Raw genomic sequence first — 20,680 nt, 5'->3', positions numbered from 1 at the left:
AAGTGATGACGATCGAACAAATGCAGCAGCGTCTGCAGCGGGCCCCCTTCAACAGCTTCATGGGGCTTACCGTGCTGTCCGCCGACTACGACAGGCAGGAGATCGTGATGCAGATGAAGCTGCGTCCGGAATTCGAGCGCATGGCGGGCAGCGGGCAATTTCATGGCGGCGTGATCGCGGCGATGATAGACGCGGTCGGCCAGTACGTGCTGATGATGATGCTGGGCAAGCCGCTGGCGACCATCAACTTCCGCACGGACTATCTGCGTCCGGCCACCAACACCAGCCTGCGCGCCGTGGGCCGGGTGCTGCGCATGGGCAAGAGCATATGCGTGTCGGATGTGGAGGTGCGCGACGATGCCGACAAGCTGGTGGCGGTAGGCCGCGCCAACTACGCCACGCCATCCTGAACGCGGCCGGCGGCCCGCCGGGCCGCCGGCCGCGATGCGTCCGGAGCCATTACAATCATCAACGCTTGCCCCCCTCTGATCGAGGCCGAATTCGCAGCCGCGGCGAACGTGATCCGCTCGCCGCCGCGCCGTCTCCCGCCGTGATGCCCGGCGGCCGGCGCAGGCTTCCGCAGCCCAAGACGAAAACAATGAACATGACAAGCATTGAACCGGCGGAAAAAGGTCGACGCGCTTTCTCGCACGTGCTGGAGAAGCTGCGCGAGATGGTGATTTCCTATGAAATCAAACCCGGCGAACGCCTCAACGAGGTCGCCCTGGCCGAACGCCTGGGCGTCAGCCGCACGCCGGTGCGGGAGGCCTTGCATCTGCTGGCGCGAGACGGTTTCCTGGAGGAAGCCGGACGCGGCTATGTGCGGCGCCAGCTGAATCTCAAGGAAATGATCGATCTCTACGAGACCCGCGAGGTGCTGGAACTCGCCTGTCTGCAACTGGCCTTCGAGCGCGCCACGCCGCAGAAGCTGGATGCGCTGGAGGCTTTCCTGGCGGACAGCCGCAGCAAGTCGCCGGACCTGCCGGTCACGCAGCTCGTGCACCTGGACGAAACTTTCCACCAGATGCTGGCGGAGATGTCGGGCAATCTGGAATTGCAGCGGGTGTTGGGCAACGTGAACGAACGCATCCGTTTCATCCGCTGGATCAACATGGAACGCATAGGGCGCGACAAGACCCAGGCTGAGCATGTTGCGATACTGGCCGCCCTGCGCGCGGGCGATCTCGCCGCCGCGCAGCGGAACCTGCGCAGCCATATTTCCAAGCGTACCGAACAGATCAAGGAATCGATCGCGCAAGGGCTGGCCCGGATCTACCTGGACGGGGTCGAAGACCTGCACGACGCCTGAAAAGGAACACACAATGAGAACATCCTTGCTTTTCCTGGCCGCCATCGTGACGGGCTGCGCCAGCGGTTCCAGCGACCTGCTGACCGAATCGAAGGTGGCCGACATCAAGCTCAACGTCACCACCTACGAAGAGATGGTGCGGGACTACGGCCCGCCCCGCTCGCAGGGCGTCGGCCGCGATGGGCTGACGACGGCCACGTGGTTCTATTTCGACAACAGCGCCTATGGCGCGATGGACAACCAGCAGACGCTGACCGTGATCTTCAACCAGGACCGCACGGTGAAGGACTATGTGAACGCGTCCGCCGGGTCCGGCAAGAGCCGCTAGGCCGCGCAGGGGCCGCGGCCCCTGCGTTCAGAGCACCAGCTTCAGCCCGATCGCGAACATGGCCGCGGCGACGCAGCCGTCCAGCACCCGCCACGCATTGGGATTGGCGAAGACCGGCCGCAGCAGGCGCGCGCCATAGCCCAGCGCAAAGAAGAAGGCGAACGACGCCGATATCGCGCCCAGCGCGAAGGCGGTCTTGTGGCCGTCGTACTGGCTGGAGACCGAGCCCAGCAACACCACGGTGTCCAGATACACGTGCGGATTGAGCCAGGTCAGGGCCAGGCAGGTCGCCAGCGCGGCGGCGCGTCCCGCGGTCTGGGTGGATGAGGGCGTGAGGCTGTCGTGGCGGGCGCGCAGCGCCGATATCAGGCTGCGCGCGGCGTAGACGAACAGGAATAGCGCGCCGCCGTAGCGCAGCGCGGACTCGAGCCAGGGCAGGACGCCTACCGCCAAGCCAAAGCCGGCCACGCCGGCGCTGATCAGGATGGCGTCGGACAGGGCGCAGGTCAGGCAGACGGCAAAGACATGTTCCTGGCGCAGGCCTTGGCGCAGTACGAACGCGTTTTGCGCGCCGATCGCCATGATGAGGCTCAGGCCGAGCAGGAATCCGGGAATGTAGGCGGTGGTCATCGATACCCTTGAACGTAGGGCGACAGACTAGCCTTGTCTGGATGATTAGGACAGCTAATTATCCTAACCCATATTCAGTTCTTCTAATTTGCCGGTGGACACGCCCGGAAGGTGCCGGGCGCATTGATCCCTCAGGCTTTAGAACATGTGGCGGATGCCCGCCGAAGTCTGCAGCGTATGGGATTCCCGGATGTCCAGCCGGTTCACGTAGGCGTAGAGGTTGGTGCGCTTGGACAGGTCGTACTGGTAGCCCAGCGCCCAGCCGGTGATGTCGGAAGTCGTGGCGCGCTGGTAGGAGGCCATCACCTTGCCGGCCGTGCCCGTGGGTACGGTCACGCCGGCGATGTAGGAGTTGACGTTGTCATAGCCGGCCGAGGGTCCGCTGTTGGCATTGCGCAGATTGCCGTAGGTGCCGTGCAGGGTGATCCACTCGAAGTCATAGGAGCCCGCGGCCTGGAAATTGGTGGCGTTCTTCTTGCTGGGCTGCAGCGCGTTGGGGTTCAGGCGTTCATAGGTCAGCGCGGCGACGATGGGGCCCTTGTTGTAGCGCAGGCCTGCAGTCAGGACGCGGTCGTGGTTGTCCGTGGCGAATTCGTTGCCGTCGTTGGCTTCGAAGCTGTAACCCAGTCCGGCCTGCCAGCCGTTCATCCGCGGCGTGGCGTAGAACACTGCGTTGTTGACGCGGCCGCCCGCGCCGAAATCGCCGTCGTTGTAGCCCAGCACGGCGTTGTTGGAGCTTTGGCTCCAGCCGGTGCCGAAGGGCGAACCTACCCCAGCCCACTCGAAGCCGTAGACCCACTGGCGGCCCAGGCGCACTTCACCGAAGCCGCCCGCCAGGCCGACGTAGGCCCAGCGTCCGAACATGCGTCCTTGCGCCTGGGTGCCGTTGTTGGCATTGAAGCCGCTTTCCAGGCGGAAGACCGCCTTGTAGCCGTTGCCCAGGTCTTCGCTGCCGCGCAGGCCCCAGCGCGAACCGGATTGGTTGCCGCTCTTCTGGCGCAGGCTGGATTCGCCATCCTTGCGCTCATAGAGCATGCCCAGGTCGACCAGACCGTACAGCGTGACCGTGCTGGTTTCGGCCGCCTGCGCCGGACTCATGCAGGAAAGGGCCAGCGCCGCGCCCAGGAATTTGCGTTGTCTCAGCTTTTTTTTCAAGGTGATCCCCATTGATGTTGTGTTGCGGATGGACGAACGACCTCTGCCGCCCGCGCGGTGCGCGGATGGCAGGGGGTAAAACACGGGTGGCCGGGTCAGGGCGCCGGCAAGGGCGTCAGCGCTTGCGGATCGGCGATGTGCAGCGTGAGGCTGCAACCATGGACCGAGGACAGATGCAGGGCGTTGAGGGCGATGCGCTTCTCGCGGGCATCGGCCGCCGTTTCCCCGCTATTGGGATTGACGTCGTACTTGGGAAAGTTGCTGCTGGATATGTCCAGGCGGATCCGGTGCCCCCGCTTGAACAGATTGCAGGTGGCGAAGGGTTCGATCTTGATTTCATAGACCTTGCCAGGCACCAGCGCCGCCGGTTTCTCCCAGGACTCATGGAAGCGGCAGCGAAAGATGCCGTCGGTCAGGTTCAGGGCATAGCCTTCGGGATAGTCGGGGTTGGCGGGATAGACGTCGATGAGCTTGGCGGTGAAGTCGGTGTCGGGGCAATCGGATGAGATGCTGAGCTTGACCGTGACCGGGCCGACGACGGCCAGATCCTGCTCCAGCGGGTCGGTCTGGAACACGACGACGTCATCGCGCGAGGCCAGCGGCAGGCCAGCCTGCTCGATGCCGAAGAAGCGGGCATCCTCGCGCTGGTCGAAGCCGCCGCCCACGAACACCGGCTGGCCGGACGTGAGCGCGCCGCCGATGGTGGGCACGGGACGCCGCGGATCGGCCTGGTAGCGGATGCTGGCGTGCGCGGCTTGCGGCGGTTCCAGCCGCAAGCTGCCGTCCGCATGCAGGAAGTAGGGCGTGGCGCGGGCCTGCGGCACCGGCCAGGTCTCGGCCTGCACCCACTGGCCGCCGTGCTCGAAGCGGCCCGCCGCATCGCGCCGGCCGCTGCCGCCGCCCATCAGGAACAGGCGGGCGACCGGGTCGCAAGCGGCGGGGCTGGCGTCCTGCTGCAGCCAGCGGCGGAACCAGGACAGGCGGAACTCCAGCCAGTTGCGGGCGATGTGGCCGTCGAACGCCGCTGCCGATCCGAACTCGGCGTCGCCGCTATGCGTGATGTTGCGGTCGCCATGCAGCCAGGGGCCCATGATGAGCCGTAGCGGCGCGTTTCTGCCGGCGCCCAGCCCCTCGAAGTTCTCCATGGTGGTGCGCACGTAGGCGTCGTACCAGCTGGACATCAGCACCACCGGAATGTCGGGGATGGCGTCATAGTAGCCCTGGGCATAGATGCCCAGCTGGCGCCAGGATTCGTCGAAGGACTCGGCGCGCCATTGCTCGAACAGATAGTCTTCATACTCCGGCACGGCCGACAGCGGCGAATGGCCTGGGCGCCAGGGCATGCGCGCGAACCACTGGCGGATGTCCTGGGCTTCGAGCGCGGCGAGCACCACCGGGTCTTCCTGGGCGGCCGGGCTGAGCTTGGCCTGCTTGTAGGCCCAGGTCGCCTGCTTTAGCTCGAAGGCGCCGGATTGGCGGATGCCGCACTGGTAGCCGTTGGAAAAGCCGCCGGAATCCAGCACCATGCAGGCCAGGCCCGGCGGGTTCATGCAGGCCAGCGCCATCTGCGTGTGCGCGCCATAGGAAAGGCCCATGGTGCCCACCTTGCCGTTGCACCAGGGCTGGGCGGTGATCCACGCCATCGTGTCGTAGCCGTCCGGCCCTTCGGACAGGTACTTGGTGAACTGGCCCTCGGAATCGTAGCGGCCGCGGCAGTCCTGGAACACGACGGCGAAGCCGTGCTGCGCGAAATAGCGCGCGATGCCGGGGCGCGGCTGGCCTTGCACGCCGTCGATCTGCTCGGAACGGGAGATATCGGCCTTGCCGTAGGGCGTGCGCTCAAGAATTACGGGCAGGGGCGCGCTCGTGCCGGGCAGGTAGCCCGGGGGGAAGTACACGTCGGTGGCCAGCAGCACGCCGTCGCGCATGCGCACTTTCTGGTTGGGCAGGTCCGCGAGGGGGCGGGAGGGGCTCATTTTGCTTCCTGTATGTAGACCATGGAGGTCCGTTCCAGCTTGTTGGCGCGCACGACGATGCCGTCGCGGGCGGCCCAGAAGACCACCGGGAAATAAAGCGGCACGATGCCCACGTCGTTGAAGGCGGCCTCGGCGGCTTCGCGCAGCAGCTGGTTGCGGGCGTTCTTGTCGAATTCGGTGGCAGCGCGCGCCAGCAGGCGGTCCACTTCGGGGTTGGAGTAGCGCGCGCGGTTGAAGGCGCCCGTGCCGGCGGCCTTGTCATAGGTGGCCAGCACGTTGGTCAATCCATTGGACGAATCGCTGGTGCTGTTGCCGTACGAGAAGATGAAGGCGCTGTACTGCTGCTTGCTGCTGGCGCCGGCATAGACGTTGTAGGGCTGGGTGACCACGCCGTTGATGCGCAGGCCGGCGCGCGCCATCATCTGCGCCAGCGCCTGCGCCAGGTCGCCGTCGCTAGCGAAGCGGTCGTTGGAGGAATGCACGGTCAGGCCGAAGCCCTTGGGGTAGCCGGCCTCGGCCAGCAGCTTGCGCGCGCCTTCCGGGTCATAGGCGGGCGGCGCCAGCGCGGGCGAGTAGCCGCCGAGTCCTTCAGGCACCATCTGGCCCGCGGGCGCGCCGGCGCCGCTGAGCAGGCGGTCGGTGATGGGCTCGCGCATGAACATCATGGAGATGGCGCGGCGCACCCGCAGGTCCTTCAGCGGGTTGGCGTCCATGGGCTTGCCCTGGGCGTCGGTGACGTACGGACTCTTGTCGCGCGCCGAGTCCAGCGCCAGGTAGATCAGGCGGGCCGAGGCGGACTGGTACAGGACATAGCCGGGCCGGCTCCGCAGCTTCTTCGTGTCGGTGGGTGGCACGCTGTCGATCAGGTCGACCGAACCCGACAGCAAGGCGGCCAGGCGCGCGGCGTCGTTGGAAATATAGCGGATCACGACGCGGTCGAAATCCGGCCGCTTGCCCCAATACTGCTCGTTGCGCTCCAGTTCCAGGCTGTCGCCCGGTTGCCAGCGCTTGTACTTGTAGGGGCCGGTGCCGATGGCGGCCAGGCCGGCATTGAAGTCTTCCGAGCTGCGCCCTTCGGCCGCGCGGCGCGACAGGATGTAGACCAGGCCGATCTGCTCCATCAGGTCGGGGGTGGGTTGCTTGCTGCGGATGCGCAGCGTCAGCGGGTCCACGACCTCGATGCCGGCGATGGAGCGCACCGCGCCGGTGAAGGGCGCGGGACTGTTCGGCACCTTGGGCGCACGCTGCAGCGAAAACACCACGTCGTCGGCCGTGAACGGCGTACCGTCATGAAAGCGTACGCCGGGGCGCAGCTGGATTTCCCAGAGCGTCGGCTCCAGCGCCTTCCACGACACCGCCAGGCCGGGGCGGATCTGCATGTTCTCGTCGGTCGATACCAGGCGCTCGAAGATGTTTTCAGCCGCGGCCTGGTTGTTGCCCGTGCGCGAGAACAGCGGGTCCATGGACGAGGGCTCGCTGGAGTGGCCGATGGTCAGCAGCGGGCGGGCGTAGGCGCCCGCGGCCGCCGCCAGCAGCGCAGCGGCGAGCAGGGCCTGCAGGCCGCTGCGCAGCAGGGAGGATTTGAGGCTTGCGGCTTTCATGGGCGGATCGTTCCTAGTGCTGGCGCATCCAGCAGATGACAGGCGGCGCGGCGGCCATTGCCCTGCTCCAGCAGCACGGGCTGCTCGGTCTTGCAGCGCGCCATGGCGTGGGGGCAGCGCGGATGGAAATGGCAGCCGGGCGGCGGGTTCAGCGGCGAGGGGATTTCGCCCTTGATGGCGTGAAAGCGCCGCTTGCGGTTGGTCAGCCGCGGAACCTCTTCCAGCAGGGCCTGGGTGTAGGGATGCAGCGGCGTCTTGAAGATCTCGGCGGTGGGGCCGGATTCGACGATGCGGCCCAGATACATGATGACGGTGCGGCCGCTGATGCGCTGCACGACGCCCAGGTCGTGGCTGATGAAGAGATAGGTCAGTCCCAGCGTCTCGCGCAGGTCCATGAAGAGATTCAGGATCTGGGCCTGGATCGAGACGTCGAGCGCGGCGATGGATTCGTCGCAGATGAGAAAGCGCGGCTTGACCGCCAGCGCGCGGCCGATGCCCACGCGCTGGCGCTGGCCTCCGGAGAACTGGTGCGGAAAGCGATTGCGGAAATCCGGGTTCAGGCCCACCTGCCGCATGACCTCGACCACGTAGTCGTCGTAGTCGGCGCGCGCCACGATGCCGTGGGCCAGCGGCGCTTCGCCGATGATGTCGCGCACGCGCTTGCGCGGATTCAGCGAGGACATCGGGTCCTGGAAGATCATCTGCGTGGACATGCGCTGGGCATGCGCGGCCTGCCCCGTCAGGGAGGACAGCTCGCCGGCCGGCGTCAGCAGGGTGCCGGAGGTGGGCGGCAGGATGCCGGCCAGCACGCGGCCCAGCGTGGATTTTCCGCAGCCGGACTCGCCGACCAGGCCCACCACTTCGCCTTCATGGATGGCCAGGTCCACGCCGTCCACCGCGTGCACGGTGTGCGACGCCACGCGCGCGCCCAGCAGCCCGGCCAGTCTTTCGGCGTAGTCGGGGCGCTTCACGAACAGGCGCGATACCTGCTGGGCCTGCATCAGGATGGGCGTGTTCAAGAGAGGGCTCCTGTCTGGGGATGAAAGCAGCGCAGCGTGCGTTCCTGCCCGGCCGTGATCTGCGGCTGTTCTTCGCGGCAACGCAGCGTGGCGTGCGCGCAGCGCGGGGAGAAGGCACAGCCTTGCGGCAGCGCGAGCGGCGAGGGCGCCATGCCGGGAATCTGATAGAGGCGCGCGCCGCCCTGGTCGTTGCTGGGCACCGAGCCGATGAGGCCGACGGTGTAGGGATGGCGGGGATGGTCGAGAATGTCTGCGGTGGGGCCGGACTCCACCACCCGGCCCGCATACATCACGCAGACGCGGTCAGCCAGGCCGGCGACCACGGCCAGGTCGTGGCTGACCCAGACCATGGCGGTGCCGGTTTCGGCGCAGAGCTTCTGCATCTCGGCCAGGATCTGCGCCTGGATGGTTACGTCCAGCGCGGTGGTCGGCTCGTCGGCGATGATGAGGTCGGGCTTGTGCAGCATGGCGATGGCGATCGCCACGCGCTGGCGCATGCCGCCGGAGAGCTGGTGCGGGTAGGCCTTCAGGCGTTCTTCGGGCGCGGGGATGCCGACCGCGGCCAGCGTGTCGCGGGCGCGGGCCCAGGCGGCCTTGCGGCTGCAGCGCTCGTGCGCCTGCACCGTTTCGACCATCTGGGTTTCGATGCGGAACACCGGATTCAGGGTCATCATGGGGTCCTGGAACACCATGGCGATGCGGTTGCCGCGCAGTTCGCGCAGTTCCTCGGCCGACAGCGTGGCCAGGTCGCGGCCCTTGAACAGGATCTGGCCGCCGTCGATGCGTCCTGGCGGGTCGATGAGGCCCAGCACGGAGAAGCCCGTGATGGACTTGCCCGAACCGGACTCGCCGACCAGGCCCAGGATCTCGCCCGGGTGGACGTCGAAGCTCACGTCATCGACCGCGCGCACCACACCCGCTCGGGTGTGGAACCAGGTGCGCAGGTTCCTGACGGAAAGCGTGGGGATTGCCGGATTCATGGGACTTCCTATTTCTGCAGGCGGGGATTGAGCGCTTCGCGGATGCGATCGCCCACGATGTTCATGGTGAAGACCACCGTCAGCAGCAGGACGCCCGGATAGACGCTGATCCAGTACAGGCCGGCCAGCATCTGCTGGTAGCCGTTGGCGATCAGCAGGCCCAGCGAGGGCTCGGTGACGGGCAGGCCGATGCCGAGGAAGCTGAGCGTAGCCTCGGCCGCGATGGCGTTGGCAGTCTGGATCATGGCGATCACGATGACCGGCGGTACGCAGTTGGGCAGCAACTGGCTGAAGAGCGCGCGCCGGTGGCTCAGGCCCAGGCAGAGCGCGGCCTCCATGTATTCCTTGCGCCGTTCGACCACGGCGGTGGCGCGCACCGCCCGCGCGAAGTAGGCCCACTGCACCACCACCAGGGCGAAGATGACCTTGTCCAGGCCCTGTCCCAGGATCGCCAGCATCATGAGCGCGACCAGGATGGTGGGAAAGCCCAGCATCAGGTCGACCAGACGCATGATCAGGGTGTCCACGCGGCCGCCGAAGTAGGCGGCGGCCAGCCCCAGCACCGTGCCGACCACCATGGCGAACAGGCCGCTGAGCACGCCCACGCCCAGGCTGGTGCGCAAGCCGTACATCATGGCCGACAGCATGTCGCGCCCCTGCGCGTCGGTGCCCAGCCAGTAGGTGTCGCCGTAGACGCCGACGCTGCCAGGCGGCAGGCGGCCGTCCAGGATGGTGATGGCGGCGAGGTCGTAGGGGTTTTGCGGCGCGATCCAGCTGGCGAACAGCGCGGCCAGGACCAGCACGCCGAGGATCGCGGCCGCGATGCTGGCGGCGCGGCTGTCGAGCACGCCGTACAGGGCCTGGCCCAGCGTGGTTTCGCGGTTGAGTTTCATGACGGCGGATTTCATTCGGCGGCCCCCACGCGGACACGGGGATCGAGGACGGAGTAGATGATGTCCACCAGCAGATTGAGCAGGATGAACATGGTCACCACGATGAGCAGATAGGCGACCACGACGGGGCGGTCCAGCTTCATGATGCTGTCGATGATGAGCTTGCCCACGCCCGGCCAGGCGAAGATGGTCTCGGTGACCGTGGCGAACGCGATCATCGAGCCGAACTCCATGCCGACGACGGTCACGATGGGGATCATGATGTTCTTCAGCACGTGCATGTAGATCACGCGCGATTCGCGCAGGCCCTTGGCGCGCGCGAATTTCACGTAGTCCAGCGGCATGGTCTCGCGCACGCCGCTGCGCGTCAGGCGCACGATGAGAGCGATCTTGAACAACGCCAGATTCAGCGCTGGCAGGATCAGGTGGCGGATGCCGTCCCAGGATGCCAGGCTTGTCTGGATGCCCAGCAGTTCGCCGGTGGGACCGCGCCCGGTGGATGGCAGCCAACCCAGCGTCACCGAGAAGATCAGCACCAGCATGATGCCCTGCCAGAAGTTGGGCAGCGAAAAGCCCAGGATGGAGCCGGTCATGATGCCGCGGTCCAGCGCCGAGTCAGGCTTCAGGCCCGCGACCAGGCCCAGCGGCAGGCCGATGGCCAGGGCCAGCAGCAGGGCGACGAAGGCCAGTTCCAGCGTGGCGGGCAGCCGTTGCAGGATCAGCTGGATGGCGGGCTGGTTGTAGACGAAGGACGTGCCCAGGTCTCCATGCAGCGCGTTGCCGACGAATTTCAGGTACTGCTGATAGAGCGGCAGATCCAGGCCCAGCGACGCCACGGCCTGGGCGATTTCTGCTTGCGAGGCGTCGGCCGGCACCAGGATTTCGATGGGGTCGCCGATGGCATAGACGCCGGCGAACACGATGAGCGACGTCAAGGCCAGGATCACGACGCTTTGGCAGAGCCGGCGGATAATGAACGCGGTCATGGCGCGGCGCGGCGACAGGAGGGGCGTGGGACAGCAGCGCGCATTTTGGCTCCTTGCGATTCGGCGCTAATACGGATTGATTGCGGATTCGTGTATGGGCAGAATCCGCGGTTGCCGGCATGTTCCAATCAACATGGGGCCTTGGCAACCGTATGCCGGGCCGGCATGCGTCTATGTGAATTTCGCCAAATTTGGTGCTAACCCTAGGTATTGGGCAACGCGTCGCCGCCGGCGCGCCCGCGACAACAATGAATTTCAAGCAGCTAGAGGCCTTCGTGGCCTTCATGACCACCGGATCGACCATAGAGGCCGCGCAGCGGCTGGGAACGTCACAGCCAGCGGTCAGCCGCCTGCTCAGCCAGTTCGAGTCCGATCTGGGGCTGCCGTTGTTCCTGCGGCGCAAGGGGCGCCTGCATCCGAGCAGCGAGGCCGAAGCCTTGCTGCCGGATGTGCAGAACATGATCCTCGATGCCAATTCACTGCAACGCCACGTCAACCAGCTGCGCCTGGGCGGACTGCGGCGCACGCTGATGCGCGTGCAATTGCCCAGTTCGGTTGCGCAGACCGTCATGCCGGCCGTGGCCGAGTCCTTTCTGAACGATCATCCCGATGTGGCGCTGGAAGTGCTGGTCGGCACCTACGAAACCAGCGAGGCCGCGGTGCTGGGGCGCGAGGCCGATCTGGCGCTGGTGCGTTCGCCAACCCTTAATTCGGGGCTGGAAACGGTGGCGCGCCTGGACACGGATGCCGTGTGCATCGTGCCGCCGGGCCATGCGCTGGAAGCCTTGTCCGAGGTCGGGCCGGGCGATCTCATCGGCGTCGACATGGTGCTGCTGGGACGCCAGCGCCTCTTGCGCCAGCAGATCGACCAGGTGTTCCGCCAGGGCGGCATGGTGCCGCAGATCCGCGCCGAAGTGCATGCGGTGGAAATGGCCTGCCGCTTGGTGGCGCGCGGCATCGGCGTGTCGGTGGTCAACGGCCTGTTCGCGCGCCTGTGCCAGGACATGGGCGTGATCTGCAAGCCCTTTGCGCCGCGCATCGGCTACAGCCTGGGCATGGTCACGATTGCGGGCGAGCCGCGCAGCCCGCTGGTGCTGGAATTGTCGCGCCGCATTATCGACGAGATGTCGCGCATGGCGGGCAGCGACGCCTTTACGCTGGTGGAGCCCTAGCCGGGCGGGGCGCAGTCAACTCGCCAGAGGTGTGGCTGGCGATGGCGGCTCAGAACAACAGGATCGTCCTGATGCCGCCAGAGCAGACGGTCGCGTACTTCCGGACAGAAATGGCGAAGTACGCGGCGGTCGTCAAGGGGGCGGGATTGACGCCGGTGTGGAACAGTTCAGCTGCCGCCCTGGTCGGCAGCGCGCAGGATGCCGTACAGCTTGTCCTTCAGGTGCAGTTTTTCCTTCTTGAGCACTTCGACCTCGTTGCCCGACGCCGGCTGGATACCGGCCTCCATGTTCTTGATTTCCTGGTCCAGGTCATTGTGACGCTGGAACAGCGCGGAGAAATGCGCGTTTTCGGATTTCAGTTGGGTAATGAGGTGGCGGTATTCAGGGAACATAGGGGCCTCTTTAAAGAACCGGTTGATGGGCACTGCGGGAAACCGGGGAACCTGATGATCCATAAAGCTTTCGATTCCATGACACGCCAACCCCGCGCCCTTGTCAACCATCCGGGTGCATGCCTTCCGTCTGAGAATTGATACCGCGCAAAGTGGGGGCAGGGACGCCATTCTGTCGCGCCTGATCACGTTTTATTACATTGAGATCCGTCCCCGGCGATAAACTCGCTTCCCCGTGGTCTGCCATAAATTTGAAATGAATCAGCGCGCGTCCATCCTTCGCCAGGTCTTACAGCTTTTCAAGCAGGACGGGAGGATCCACCCGGGTACGGGCATGATGAGCGGCGTGATCGCGCTGTTCCTGGCGATCCTGGCGGTCCTGGGCGTCCTGGCGTTTCACTTCCCCGCCTACCTGACCACGCCGGAGCTGCGCAGCTTCTACAACGTGGACGTGATGCGGGGCCTGCTGTTCACCGCGCTGTTGATTTCGGGCACCATCGCGCTAGCCAACACCGTGCTGGGCCGGCAGCGCTGGCTGAACATCGCCGCTTTCGTGCTGGTGTGCGGCGCGGTGGCCGGCGGCGGCAGCAACGTGGTGGTGACCACGTCCAACACCGGCCACCATCCCTACCTGGGCCTGGACTGGTTCATCCTGGACCTGCTGGCTTCCAGCACCGTCTTCATCATTTTCGAGAAGCTGTTCCCGCTGTACCCGGGCCAGCCGGTGTTCCGCGGCGAATGGCAGGTGGACATGAAGCACTTCCTGTTCAACCACCTGTCGGTGGGGGCGGTGCTGCTGTGCATCAACTTTTTCGTGCACCGGCTGTTTTCCTGGGCGGCCTACGAGCCGCTGCAACAGGCCATCGTGTCGTTGCCTTACCTGGTGGAGCTGTTCCTGGCCGTGCTGGTGGCTGACCTGGTGCAGTACGCGGCGCATCGCGCCTATCACGAGGTGCCGTTCCTGTGGCGCATCCATGCGGTGCACCACAGCACCCGCACCCTGGACTGGCTGGCCGGTTCGCGGCTGCACATCGTCGAATTGCTGATCACGCGGGTCGCGGTGCTGGGCGTGCTGTTCGCGCTGGGCTTTTCCAAGCCGGTGCTGGACGCCTACATCATCATCGTCGGCTTCCAGGCGGTGCTGATCCATTCCAACGTGAGGCTGCCCTGGGGCTGGCTGCGCTACATCATCGTGACGCCGGACTTCCACCATTGGCACCACTCCTCGGATACCGAGGCCATCGACCGCAACTACGCCGCCCACTTCTCGTTCATCGATTACGCGTTCGGCACGGCGGTGCGCGGCGTGAGCAAGCGCCTGCCCGAGAACTACGGCATCCTGGACAACGACATGCCAGGCACGTTCCTGGCGCAGCAGGCCTACCCGTTCGCCCGCAAGAAATGAAACGGCGGCGCGCCCGGTGCGCGCCGCCGTGGAAGTCCGCGCCAGCCGGTCACGCGCCTGGGCGCGGCCGGCGGGGACCTTACCTGCTGCCCTTGACGGTGGAGTAGGCCGCCATCAGGTTGCGGTAGTCGGGAATGTGGTTGGAGAACAGCGTCCCCAGGCCTTCGATGTCGTTGCGCCAGTCGCGGTGCAACTCGCAGGCCACGCCGAACCAGCTCATCAGCTGCGCGCCGGCCTGTTCCATGCGGCTCCAGGCGGCATTGCGGGTCACCTCGTTGAAGGTGCCGGACGCGTCGGTCACGACAAACACCTCAAAGCCTTCCTCCAGGGCCGACAGCGCCGGGAAGGCCACGCAGACCTCGGTGACGACGCCGGCGATGATCAGCTGCTTCTTGCCGGTGGCCTTGACGGCCTTGACGAAGTCTTCGTTGTCCCAGGCGTTGATGTTGCCCGGGCGGGCGATGTAGGGCGCCTTGGGGAATTTGTCCTTCAGTTCCTGTACCAGCGGGCCGTTGGGGCCGTCTTCGAAGCTGGTGGTCAGGATGGTGGGCAGCTTGAAATAGTCGGCCAGGTCGGCCAGCGCCAGGACGTTGTTCTTGAACTGGTCGGGCTGGAAGTCCCGGACCAGGGACAGCAGGCCCACCTGGTGGTCGACCAGCAGCACCGCGGCCTGGGTCTTGTCGAGTTTCACATAGGGCTTGGTCATTGCGTACTCCATGAGGGAATTGCGCGCCCTGCGGCGCGCGGGGAACATCCGGGCGGACTCAACGTTGCGAGTCGAGCTGTTCGCCCTTCTTGATGACTTCCTGGGCCCGGTTGTAGCTTTCGATCAGCAACTGGTAGGGCGGGAAGATCTTGGTGTAGACCTCGGCCCACTTGGCCGCGTCTTCGCGGTGCCAGGTCTTTTGCAGCTCGGCCGCGACGGCGCCCGTGTCCATGGGCACGACGCCGGCCTGGACCACGCGCGCCAGGGTGATTTCCTGGGCCATTTTGCTGTAGGTGCCCGAGGCGTCGACCACCACGAAGACCTTGTAGCCCTCGGCCACCGCGCTGATGGCGGGGAACGCCATGCAGACGCTGGTGATGGTGCCGGCAATGATCAGGGTCTTGCGGCCGGTCGCCTTGACCGCGGCAACGAATTCAGGATTGTCCCAGGCATTGATTTCGCCCTTGCGCGCGACATATTTCGCGTGCGGGGCGTTTTCATGAATTTCGGGAATCAGCGGGCCGTTGGGGCCCTGCGGCACTGAGGCCGTGGTGATGACAGGCAGCTTCGCCAGGGTGGCCATGGAAGCCAGCGCGCCGGCGAGCGAGCGCAGCTCGGTCATCGGCATGTCGGCAACCGTCTGGAACAGGCCGCTTTGATGGTCGATCAGCAACATGACCGCATCGTTGGGATCGATGACGGGGCGCTGGCCATTGAAGTTGGCGGGGACGCTCATGGTGTGCTCCTGTTGACGTGGGGCTAACCATGCTAGGAGCAACGCCCGCCGCTGGGTAGGCGGGAGAAATGGGTTTCTGCGTCCCACTCGTCGGACGCTGCGAGCGCGCCCGCAGCTACTTCAGGGTGGGCACCTTGTGGCGCACCTGCGTGTCGTGTTCGCGCCTGGCCACTTCCTGGTACTCCGAACTGAGGAAGTCCAGCAGCTCGCGCACGCCGGGCAGCAGGCCGCGGCGCGACGGGAAGACAGCGTGCACACTGCCGGCTTCCGGCTGCCAGGGGGCGCCTACGTCCACCAGGGTGCCCGCGTCCAGTTCCTCGCGGATCATCAGCAGGGGCAGGGCGACCACGCCCACGCCGCGCAAGGCGGCCTGCTTCAGCGCCAGCATGTCATCCGTCACCAGCCGCGGCGTGAACGGCACGACGATGCGCGCGCCGTCCGGCCCGTCCAGCCGCCAATGGGATTCGCGCTGTTCCGTGCCCAAGGCCAGCGTGGGCAGTTCGTTCAGGGCTTGCGGATCCGCAGGCAGCTTGATGCTGCGCGCCAGCGCTGGACTGGCCACCAGGCACTGGCAGCTCATGCCCAGCGGTTTCATGATGAGGTCGCTGCTCTCGATGGGGCCGAAGCGCACGCGCACGGCGATATCGAAGCCCTCGCGCAGCACGTCGACGGGGCGGCTGAAGCTCTTCAGGTAAACGTGGACCTTGGGGCAGCGGACCATGAAGCGGGCCACCAGGTCGCCCAGGAAGTAGTAGATCAGCGCAGGCGGCGCGCTCAAGCGTATGGTGCCGGCAGGTTCGGCGCGGGTGCGGTCGATGACTTCCTGGGCGGCTTCCGCGCCTGCCAGCATCGACAGGCATTGCTCGTAATATTCCTGACCCAATTCGGTCACGGCGAAGCTGCGCGTGGAACGCTGGATGAGCCGCACGCCCAGCCGGTCTTCCAGCAGCGCAATGCGCCGGCTCAGGCGGGATTTTGGTATGCCCAGCGCTCGCCCTGCGGGTGCGAAGCCGCCGTTCTTGACGACCTGGACGAAGTAATAGAGGTCATTCAAGTCATGCATTGCTTCCCCGCTGTTCTGAAAATAGGACGTCAAGGGGAGCATATAACGGCTGCGGCGCCGTGCGGGCAGGTTTTCTTTTACATTTGAGCGTACCCTCAGGAGCCACCATGCCAGCTTCCGACCTCGCGGCGCTTGCCCGCGAAATCAAGGCGGCGCAGGACCATGCCTCTTACATTGCGCCGGTCACGGCACGGCGTCCGCGCTTCGACCTCGATGCCGCCTATGACGTGGCCGCTCGCATCCATCAGGCGCGGCTGGCCGAAGGCGCGCTGCTGGTCGGCCGCAAGATAGGTTTCACCAACGCCGCGATGTGGGCGGCGCTGGGCGTGGAATTTCCGGTGTGGGGGCGCGTCTATGAACACAGCGCGGTCTATGACGACACCGGCGAAGTCCATTGCCGCTTGGGCCGCTATGTCGAGCCGCGCATCGAACCCGAGATCGTGCTGCATTTCCATTGTGCACCGCCGCGCACGCGGGAGCCGGCCGCCATATTGGAATGCGTGGATTGGATCGCCCATGGGTTCGAACTGGTGCAGTCGCACTACCCCGCCTGGCAGTTCCAGGCCGCCGATACCGTGGCGGACAACGCCTTGCATGGCGCGCTGTACATCGGGCCGCTGATGGAGCCGGCCGAGCTCGGCCCGGGCCTGATCGAACGGCTGGCGGACTTCCGGGTGGAGCTGTCCTGCAACGGCATCCGCCGTGAAACCGGTACCGGCGCCAACGTGCTGGGCAGTCCGCTGGCGGCGCTGGCCCATCTGCTGGAGGTGGTCGGGGAACGCCCGGCCGACGAGGCGATCCAGGCGGGCGAACTGGTCACGACCGGCACGTTGACCAAGGCCTATCCGGTGCACGCGGGCGAAACCTGGAGCACCAGGCTCGACGGCATCGGCTTGCCGGGCCTGCGCATCGTGTTCGACGAGTGAGCCCGCGCCGGTTGCCGACGCGCAGGGGACGCTAGGCGCTGGCGCGCTGGTTCAAGGTCAGCGGGAACACTTCCTGGCGCGCGGCGGGCGCGCCGCCATTCAGGCGTTGCAGCAGCAGTTCTCCAGCGCGGGCGCCCAGCTTGCGGCTGTCCACGCCGATGGTGCTCAGGCCGGGCTCGATTTCGCGGGCGATGTCGGTATCGCCGAAACCCAGGATGGCGATGTCGCGCGGAATCGCCAGCTTGCGGTCGCGCGCCTCGAACAGCGCGCCCACCGCCAGCAGGTCGTTGGCGCAGAACACGGCGTCGAAGGCCTGGCCCATGGCGAGCAACCGGCCCAGGGCCGCGCGTCCGTCGGCGATGGTTTGCGCATTGTCCACGGCCAGTTCCGCCACCACCTGCAGGCCCAGTTCGGCAGCGGCGGCATTGAAACCCTGGCGCCGCAGTTCGCCGCGGCCGCCTTGGCGCGCCACGAAGGCGACGCGGCGATAGCCGCGTTCGGCCAGATGGCGCGCGGCCATGACGCCGCCGTCATAGTTGGAAAAGCCCACCAGCATATCGATCGGGTCGCGCGGATAGGCCCAGGTCTCCATGATGGGGATGCCCAGCTCGCGCAGCGACTGGCGGTTTTCCTCGAGCTCGATAACGCCGGTGAACAGCACCGCCGCGGGCCGCAAGGCGCGCAGCGACGCGATCATGCTGGTTTCCTTGGCGTAGGAATACGAGGTCTGCCCGACCATCAATTGATAGCCCTGCGGCTCCAGCACTTCGGCGCAGCCCTGCACGGCCAGCGCGAACTGCTGGCTGAGGATGTTGGAGACGAACGCCGCCACCACGCTGGACTGCCCGGAACGCAGGGCGCGCGCGTGCGGATTCGAGGCATAGCCGGTCTGCGCCACCACCTGCAGGATGCGGTCGCGCTTTTCCTGAGCCACTTTCTCGGGCTGGCGCAAGGCCCGCGACACCGTGATGGGCGATACGCCCGCCAGCCTGGCCACTTCCTCGATGCGCGGCGGCTTGGCGGGGGCGGCCGCGCGCGCGGGCGCGGCGGCGCCCTCGGGACGCACGCGCAGCACGTCGTCGTAGGTGGGGGCGGAAGGAGGCGCGGGCCGGTGGGTCATGCGGTTTCTTTTGATTGTTCCGGGATCAGGCGGCAGGCGTCAGGATATCAGCCTGGCCGACGGGACGCGCAACCTGGATCAGGCTGTCGCCGGATTCGCAGTCGGTATGCAGCCGCCGCGAAATCACGATACCCGATACCCGGAAGCGCAGGACTTCCTCTTCCGCGTCCAGCTGGTTGAGGTCATGGTAGTAGCCCGCGACGTCGCCCGCGCGCACGCTGGCTCCGATGTCCACCGCCGGCTCGAACCAGCCGCGCCGGGTGGCGAAGATGTTCTGTTCGTGGCTGTCCAGTTCCAGCAGCTGCATGGCGGGCGCGCCGGGCTGGTGCGGGCCGAGCACGGGCGCGTCGGTCACGCCCAGCTTCTGCAGCAGGTTGTCGATGGCGCGCTGGGTCGCGGCCAGTGTGGCGGGCGTCAGCGTGCCGCCGCCGCCGAACTCGCCGCTGATGCCGATCGCGCCGGCGCGCGCGGCCGCCGCCATGGAGGTGGGCGCATCGCGGCCATTGGCGGCGACGAAGGCGTGGCCCATGCCTAGCGAGCCCATCAGGTCCAGCGCGCGCGCCATGCGCTCGGGCGAGTCCTGGCGCTCGATCAGGGCGGTGGGCAGGTGCGCCATCGAGGTGCCGCCGGAATGGATGTCGAACACCACGTCGTGGCGCGGGAACAGTTCGTGTTCGAGGAAGTGCGCCAGGCGCTCGGTCGGGGTGCCGCCGGGCACGCCCGGGAAGGCGCGGTTGAGGTTGCCGTTATCCAGCGGCGAGCGCCGCCGCGCCGCCATCACAGCAGGCAGGTTGGCGAGCGGCAGGATGGTGACTTCGCCGCGCATGCGGGCGGGATCCAGGCGGCGGATCAGCCGGCCCAGGGCGACTTCGCCTTCGTATTCGTCGCCATGGTTGCCCGCCATGAGCAGCACGCGCGGGCCGCTGCCGTTGCGGATGCGGCAGATGGGCGTCTTGATCTGGTAGTAAGGCGAACGGTCCACCGAGTAGGGGGTGCCCAGGAAACTGAGCGCCTTGCCGTCGGCATCGAAATCTATGTCGTGAAACAGGCCGGTATGCATGGGGAGATACAACAGCGCCGCGCGAGGCGGCGCGAAGAGGGATCGGAAGGCCGCAGCAAGGCGCGCTTAGCGCAGCGCGGCGACCGCGGTCATTTCGACCCGCAGGTCGGGGTCGGCCAGGCGGGCCTCGACGCAGGCGCGGGCCGGCGGATTGGCGGGGTCGACCCAGGCGTCGTAGACGCTGTTCATGGCGTCGAAGTCGCCGATGGCGGGCAGGAACACGTCCACGGCCAGCAGGCGCGATTTGTCGCTGCCGGCCTCGGCCAGCAGCGCTTCGATCTTGGCCAGCACTTCGCGGGTCTGCGATTCCAGCGAGCCCTGGCGATTGTCGGCCACCTGGCCGGCGATGAACACGAAGCCGTTGTACGAGACGGCCTGGCTCATGCGCGAGCCGGATTTGTAGCGTTTGATCATGCGAGTCCTTTGATGAAGCCGATTACATCTGCGGCAGGGTCTGGGCTTCCTTGAACCACTTTTGCTGCAGCGCCGGCAGCTTGCCGTTCAGGCGGTTGGTGAAGAGGAAGGTATTGATCCAGTTCAGCAGGTTCTGCTGCCCTTGCTGCACGGCGGCTTGGGCGGGCGATTGGCGGATGAGGAACTTGAGTTCGGGCGCCTTCGCGGCGTTGTCCTCGGCCACCTTGAGCGCGATGGCGCTGTTCTCGGCGAACGACTCCGACTGACCGGCCAGATAGGCGGCCACGGCCGAAGGCGTGTCCTCGAAGCGCACCAGCTTGGCGCCCGGCGCGTTGTCGGTGAGCCAGATGTCCAGCGTGGAGCCCTTGGCGACGGCGATGCTGTGGCCCTTCAGTTCGTCCACGGTCTTGGCCTGCGGCATGCTGGCGCCGCCGTAGACGCCCAGGTTCACTGCGGCATAGGGCTGCGAGAACATGACCTGCTGGGCGCGTTCCGGGGTGGCGCCGGCGGCCGCGATCAGCACGTCGACCTTGCCGGCCAGCAGGCTGGGAATGCGGCTGGCGCCGGTGACCTGCACCAGCTCCAGCTTCACGCCCATGTCGGCGGCCATGAGCTTGGCCAGGTCGATGTCCAGGCCCGCGGCCTCGCCCTTGGCGTCCTTGAAGCCCCAGGGCGCGGCGTCCATCAGCACGCCCACGCGCAGCTTGCCCGCGCCCAGCACGTCCTGCAGTTTGTCGGCGGCCGAGGCGGGCGCGGCCAGGGAGAGACAGACGGCCGCGGCGGCGGCCAGCTTGGCGAACAGTTTCATG

At 66.5% G+C, this 20,680-nt stretch carries 22 protein-coding genes; 6 read left to right on the top strand and 16 right to left on the bottom strand.

Annotated elements, in window-relative coordinates; genetic code table 11:
* The first annotated feature begins 5 nt into the window (after window positions 1-5).
* From ACM1PE_RS20510 to ACM1PE_RS20500, 3 genes are all read left to right on the top strand, one after another.
* Window positions 6-410, top strand: a complete 405-nt coding sequence (locus ACM1PE_RS20510; RefSeq protein ID WP_419340797.1) for a PaaI family thioesterase — start codon at window positions 6-8, stop codon at window positions 408-410.
* 188 nt (window positions 411-598) lie between these two features.
* The gene (locus ACM1PE_RS20505) at window positions 599-1,309 is read left to right on the top strand and encodes a GntR family transcriptional regulator (protein WP_118933721.1); all 711 of its coding nucleotides are present in this window, start codon (window positions 599-601) and stop codon (window positions 1,307-1,309) included.
* Between the two features lie 13 nt (window positions 1,310-1,322).
* Window positions 1,323-1,637, top strand: coding sequence for a hypothetical protein (locus tag ACM1PE_RS20500; RefSeq protein ID WP_419340796.1), 315 nt, complete (start codon window positions 1,323-1,325; stop codon window positions 1,635-1,637).
* A gap of 27 nt (window positions 1,638-1,664) precedes the next feature.
* Here ACM1PE_RS20500 and ACM1PE_RS20495 read toward each other — a convergent pair whose 3' ends face one another.
* The 8 genes from ACM1PE_RS20495 to ACM1PE_RS20460 form a co-directional block, all read right to left on the bottom strand.
* Window positions 1,665-2,267, bottom strand: coding sequence for a LysE/ArgO family amino acid transporter (locus ACM1PE_RS20495; protein ID WP_419340795.1), 603 nt, complete (start codon window positions 2,265-2,267; stop codon window positions 1,665-1,667).
* 138 nt (window positions 2,268-2,405) lie between these two features.
* Window positions 2,406-3,422: a porin gene (locus ACM1PE_RS20490; protein ID WP_419340794.1), complete on the bottom strand. Its 1,017-nt coding sequence runs from the start codon at window positions 3,420-3,422 to the stop codon at window positions 2,406-2,408.
* Window positions 3,423-3,517: 95 nt separating this feature from the next.
* Entirely contained in the window at window positions 3,518-5,398 is a 1,881-nt protein-coding gene (locus ACM1PE_RS20485) for a CocE/NonD family hydrolase (protein WP_419340793.1), read from the bottom strand.
* Window positions 5,395-6,999: an ABC transporter substrate-binding protein gene (locus tag ACM1PE_RS20480; protein ID WP_118933725.1), complete on the bottom strand. Its 1,605-nt coding sequence runs from the start codon at window positions 6,997-6,999 to the stop codon at window positions 5,395-5,397. Before ACM1PE_RS20480 ends, ACM1PE_RS20485 begins: the two co-directional genes overlap by 4 nt.
* The gene (locus ACM1PE_RS20475; protein ID WP_419340792.1) at window positions 6,996-8,018 is read right to left on the bottom strand and encodes an ABC transporter ATP-binding protein; all 1,023 of its coding nucleotides are present in this window, start codon (window positions 8,016-8,018) and stop codon (window positions 6,996-6,998) included. Before ACM1PE_RS20475 ends, ACM1PE_RS20480 begins: the two co-directional genes overlap by 4 nt.
* A complete protein-coding gene (locus ACM1PE_RS20470; RefSeq protein ID WP_059379558.1) occupies window positions 8,015-8,998 on the bottom strand; it encodes an ABC transporter ATP-binding protein in 984 nt (327 codons plus the stop codon). Before ACM1PE_RS20470 ends, ACM1PE_RS20475 begins: the two co-directional genes overlap by 4 nt.
* A gap of 8 nt (window positions 8,999-9,006) precedes the next feature.
* The gene (locus ACM1PE_RS20465) at window positions 9,007-9,891 is read right to left on the bottom strand and encodes an ABC transporter permease (RefSeq protein WP_223283369.1); all 885 of its coding nucleotides are present in this window, start codon (window positions 9,889-9,891) and stop codon (window positions 9,007-9,009) included.
* 11 nt (window positions 9,892-9,902) lie between these two features.
* A complete protein-coding gene (locus tag ACM1PE_RS20460; protein WP_059379556.1) occupies window positions 9,903-10,877 on the bottom strand; it encodes an ABC transporter permease in 975 nt (324 codons plus the stop codon).
* Window positions 10,878-11,125: 248 nt separating this feature from the next.
* Between ACM1PE_RS20460 and ACM1PE_RS20455 the strand changes: the two genes are divergently transcribed.
* Window positions 11,126-12,049 carry a LysR substrate-binding domain-containing protein gene (locus ACM1PE_RS20455; protein WP_059379555.1) on the top strand — a complete coding sequence of 308 codons (924 nt, stop codon included), beginning with the start codon at window positions 11,126-11,128 and terminating at the stop codon, window positions 12,047-12,049.
* A gap of 167 nt (window positions 12,050-12,216) precedes the next feature.
* Here the strand turns inward: ACM1PE_RS20455 and ACM1PE_RS20450 are convergent, their stop codons facing one another.
* Window positions 12,217-12,441: a YdcH family protein gene (locus ACM1PE_RS20450; protein ID WP_013395499.1), complete on the bottom strand. Its 225-nt coding sequence runs from the start codon at window positions 12,439-12,441 to the stop codon at window positions 12,217-12,219.
* Between the two features lie 256 nt (window positions 12,442-12,697).
* Between ACM1PE_RS20450 and ACM1PE_RS20445 the strand changes: the two genes are divergently transcribed.
* Window positions 12,698-13,846, top strand: coding sequence for a sterol desaturase family protein (locus tag ACM1PE_RS20445; protein ID WP_419340791.1), 1,149 nt, complete (start codon window positions 12,698-12,700; stop codon window positions 13,844-13,846).
* A gap of 79 nt (window positions 13,847-13,925) precedes the next feature.
* Here the strand turns inward: ACM1PE_RS20445 and ycaC are convergent, their stop codons facing one another.
* The 3 genes from ycaC to ACM1PE_RS20430 form a co-directional block, all read right to left on the bottom strand.
* Window positions 13,926-14,552: an isochorismate family cysteine hydrolase YcaC gene (gene ycaC / locus ACM1PE_RS20440; protein ID WP_118933728.1), complete on the bottom strand. Its 627-nt coding sequence runs from the start codon at window positions 14,550-14,552 to the stop codon at window positions 13,926-13,928.
* A gap of 58 nt (window positions 14,553-14,610) precedes the next feature.
* Complete coding sequence (locus tag ACM1PE_RS20435) at window positions 14,611-15,288, bottom strand: hydrolase (protein WP_054457838.1); 678 nt, start codon at window positions 15,286-15,288, stop codon at window positions 14,611-14,613.
* A gap of 115 nt (window positions 15,289-15,403) precedes the next feature.
* A complete protein-coding gene (locus ACM1PE_RS20430) occupies window positions 15,404-16,351 on the bottom strand; it encodes a LysR substrate-binding domain-containing protein (RefSeq protein ID WP_419340790.1) in 948 nt (315 codons plus the stop codon).
* Window positions 16,352-16,458: 107 nt separating this feature from the next.
* Between ACM1PE_RS20430 and ACM1PE_RS20425 the strand changes: the two genes are divergently transcribed.
* Complete coding sequence (locus ACM1PE_RS20425; RefSeq protein WP_059379551.1) at window positions 16,459-17,277, top strand: 2-keto-4-pentenoate hydratase; 819 nt, start codon at window positions 16,459-16,461, stop codon at window positions 17,275-17,277.
* Between the two features lie 31 nt (window positions 17,278-17,308).
* On the opposite strand, the gene ACM1PE_RS20420 is transcribed toward ACM1PE_RS20425, so the two are convergent.
* From ACM1PE_RS20420 to ACM1PE_RS20405, 4 genes are all read right to left on the bottom strand, one after another.
* Window positions 17,309-18,397: a LacI family DNA-binding transcriptional regulator gene (locus tag ACM1PE_RS20420; protein ID WP_059379550.1), complete on the bottom strand. Its 1,089-nt coding sequence runs from the start codon at window positions 18,395-18,397 to the stop codon at window positions 17,309-17,311.
* A gap of 25 nt (window positions 18,398-18,422) precedes the next feature.
* A complete protein-coding gene (locus ACM1PE_RS20415; RefSeq protein WP_419340789.1) occupies window positions 18,423-19,457 on the bottom strand; it encodes a deacylase in 1,035 nt (344 codons plus the stop codon).
* A gap of 66 nt (window positions 19,458-19,523) precedes the next feature.
* Entirely contained in the window at window positions 19,524-19,871 is a 348-nt protein-coding gene (locus ACM1PE_RS20410) for a RidA family protein (RefSeq protein WP_059379548.1), read from the bottom strand.
* A gap of 22 nt (window positions 19,872-19,893) precedes the next feature.
* The gene (locus tag ACM1PE_RS20405; protein ID WP_419340788.1) at window positions 19,894-20,679 is read right to left on the bottom strand and encodes a transporter substrate-binding domain-containing protein; all 786 of its coding nucleotides are present in this window, start codon (window positions 20,677-20,679) and stop codon (window positions 19,894-19,896) included.
* Window position 20,680: the final 1 nt, after the last annotated feature.

The organism is Achromobacter sp. PD1, assembly GCF_048541815.1.
Lineage (GTDB): Bacteria > Pseudomonadota > Gammaproteobacteria > Burkholderiales > Burkholderiaceae_B > Achromobacter > Achromobacter bronchisepticus_A.
The sequence above is the reverse complement of the archived record's forward strand: the minus strand, read 5'-3'. Positions and strand labels throughout refer to the sequence as shown.

Coding starts and splice junctions, on each gene's coding strand:
- ACM1PE_RS20425 (WP_059379551.1), top strand. CDS start 16,459: ATGCCAGCTTCCGACCTCGCGGCGCTTGCCCGCGAAATCAAGGCGGCG.
- ACM1PE_RS20470 (WP_059379558.1), bottom strand. CDS start 8,998: ATGAATCCGGCAATCCCCACGCTTTCCGTCAGGAACCTGCGCACCTGG.
- ACM1PE_RS20505 (WP_118933721.1), top strand. CDS start 599: ATGAACATGACAAGCATTGAACCGGCGGAAAAAGGTCGACGCGCTTTC.
- ACM1PE_RS20500 (WP_419340796.1), top strand. CDS start 1,323: ATGAGAACATCCTTGCTTTTCCTGGCCGCCATCGTGACGGGCTGCGCC.
- ACM1PE_RS20465 (WP_223283369.1), bottom strand. CDS start 9,891: ATGAAACTCAACCGCGAAACCACGCTGGGCCAGGCCCTGTACGGCGTG.
- ACM1PE_RS20430 (WP_419340790.1), bottom strand. CDS start 16,351: ATGCATGACTTGAATGACCTCTATTACTTCGTCCAGGTCGTCAAGAAC.
- ACM1PE_RS20415 (WP_419340789.1), bottom strand. CDS start 19,457: ATGCATACCGGCCTGTTTCACGACATAGATTTCGATGCCGACGGCAAG.
- ACM1PE_RS20405 (WP_419340788.1), bottom strand. CDS start 20,679: ATGAAACTGTTCGCCAAGCTGGCCGCCGCCGCGGCCGTCTGTCTCTCC.
- ACM1PE_RS20485 (WP_419340793.1), bottom strand. CDS start 5,398: ATGAGCCCCTCCCGCCCCCTCGCGGACCTGCCCAACCAGAAAGTGCGC.
- ACM1PE_RS20420 (WP_059379550.1), bottom strand. CDS start 18,397: ATGACCCACCGGCCCGCGCCTCCTTCCGCCCCCACCTACGACGACGTG.
- ACM1PE_RS20480 (WP_118933725.1), bottom strand. CDS start 6,999: ATGAAAGCCGCAAGCCTCAAATCCTCCCTGCTGCGCAGCGGCCTGCAG.
- ycaC (WP_118933728.1), bottom strand. CDS start 14,552: ATGACCAAGCCCTATGTGAAACTCGACAAGACCCAGGCCGCGGTGCTG.
- ACM1PE_RS20455 (WP_059379555.1), top strand. CDS start 11,126: ATGAATTTCAAGCAGCTAGAGGCCTTCGTGGCCTTCATGACCACCGGA.
- ACM1PE_RS20450 (WP_013395499.1), bottom strand. CDS start 12,441: ATGTTCCCTGAATACCGCCACCTCATTACCCAACTGAAATCCGAAAAC.
- ACM1PE_RS20445 (WP_419340791.1), top strand. CDS start 12,698: ATGAATCAGCGCGCGTCCATCCTTCGCCAGGTCTTACAGCTTTTCAAG.
- ACM1PE_RS20495 (WP_419340795.1), bottom strand. CDS start 2,267: ATGACCACCGCCTACATTCCCGGATTCCTGCTCGGCCTGAGCCTCATC.
- ACM1PE_RS20435 (WP_054457838.1), bottom strand. CDS start 15,288: ATGAGCGTCCCCGCCAACTTCAATGGCCAGCGCCCCGTCATCGATCCC.
- ACM1PE_RS20510 (WP_419340797.1), top strand. CDS start 6: ATGACGATCGAACAAATGCAGCAGCGTCTGCAGCGGGCCCCCTTCAAC.
- ACM1PE_RS20410 (WP_059379548.1), bottom strand. CDS start 19,871: ATGATCAAACGCTACAAATCCGGCTCGCGCATGAGCCAGGCCGTCTCG.
- ACM1PE_RS20460 (WP_059379556.1), bottom strand. CDS start 10,877: ATGACCGCGTTCATTATCCGCCGGCTCTGCCAAAGCGTCGTGATCCTG.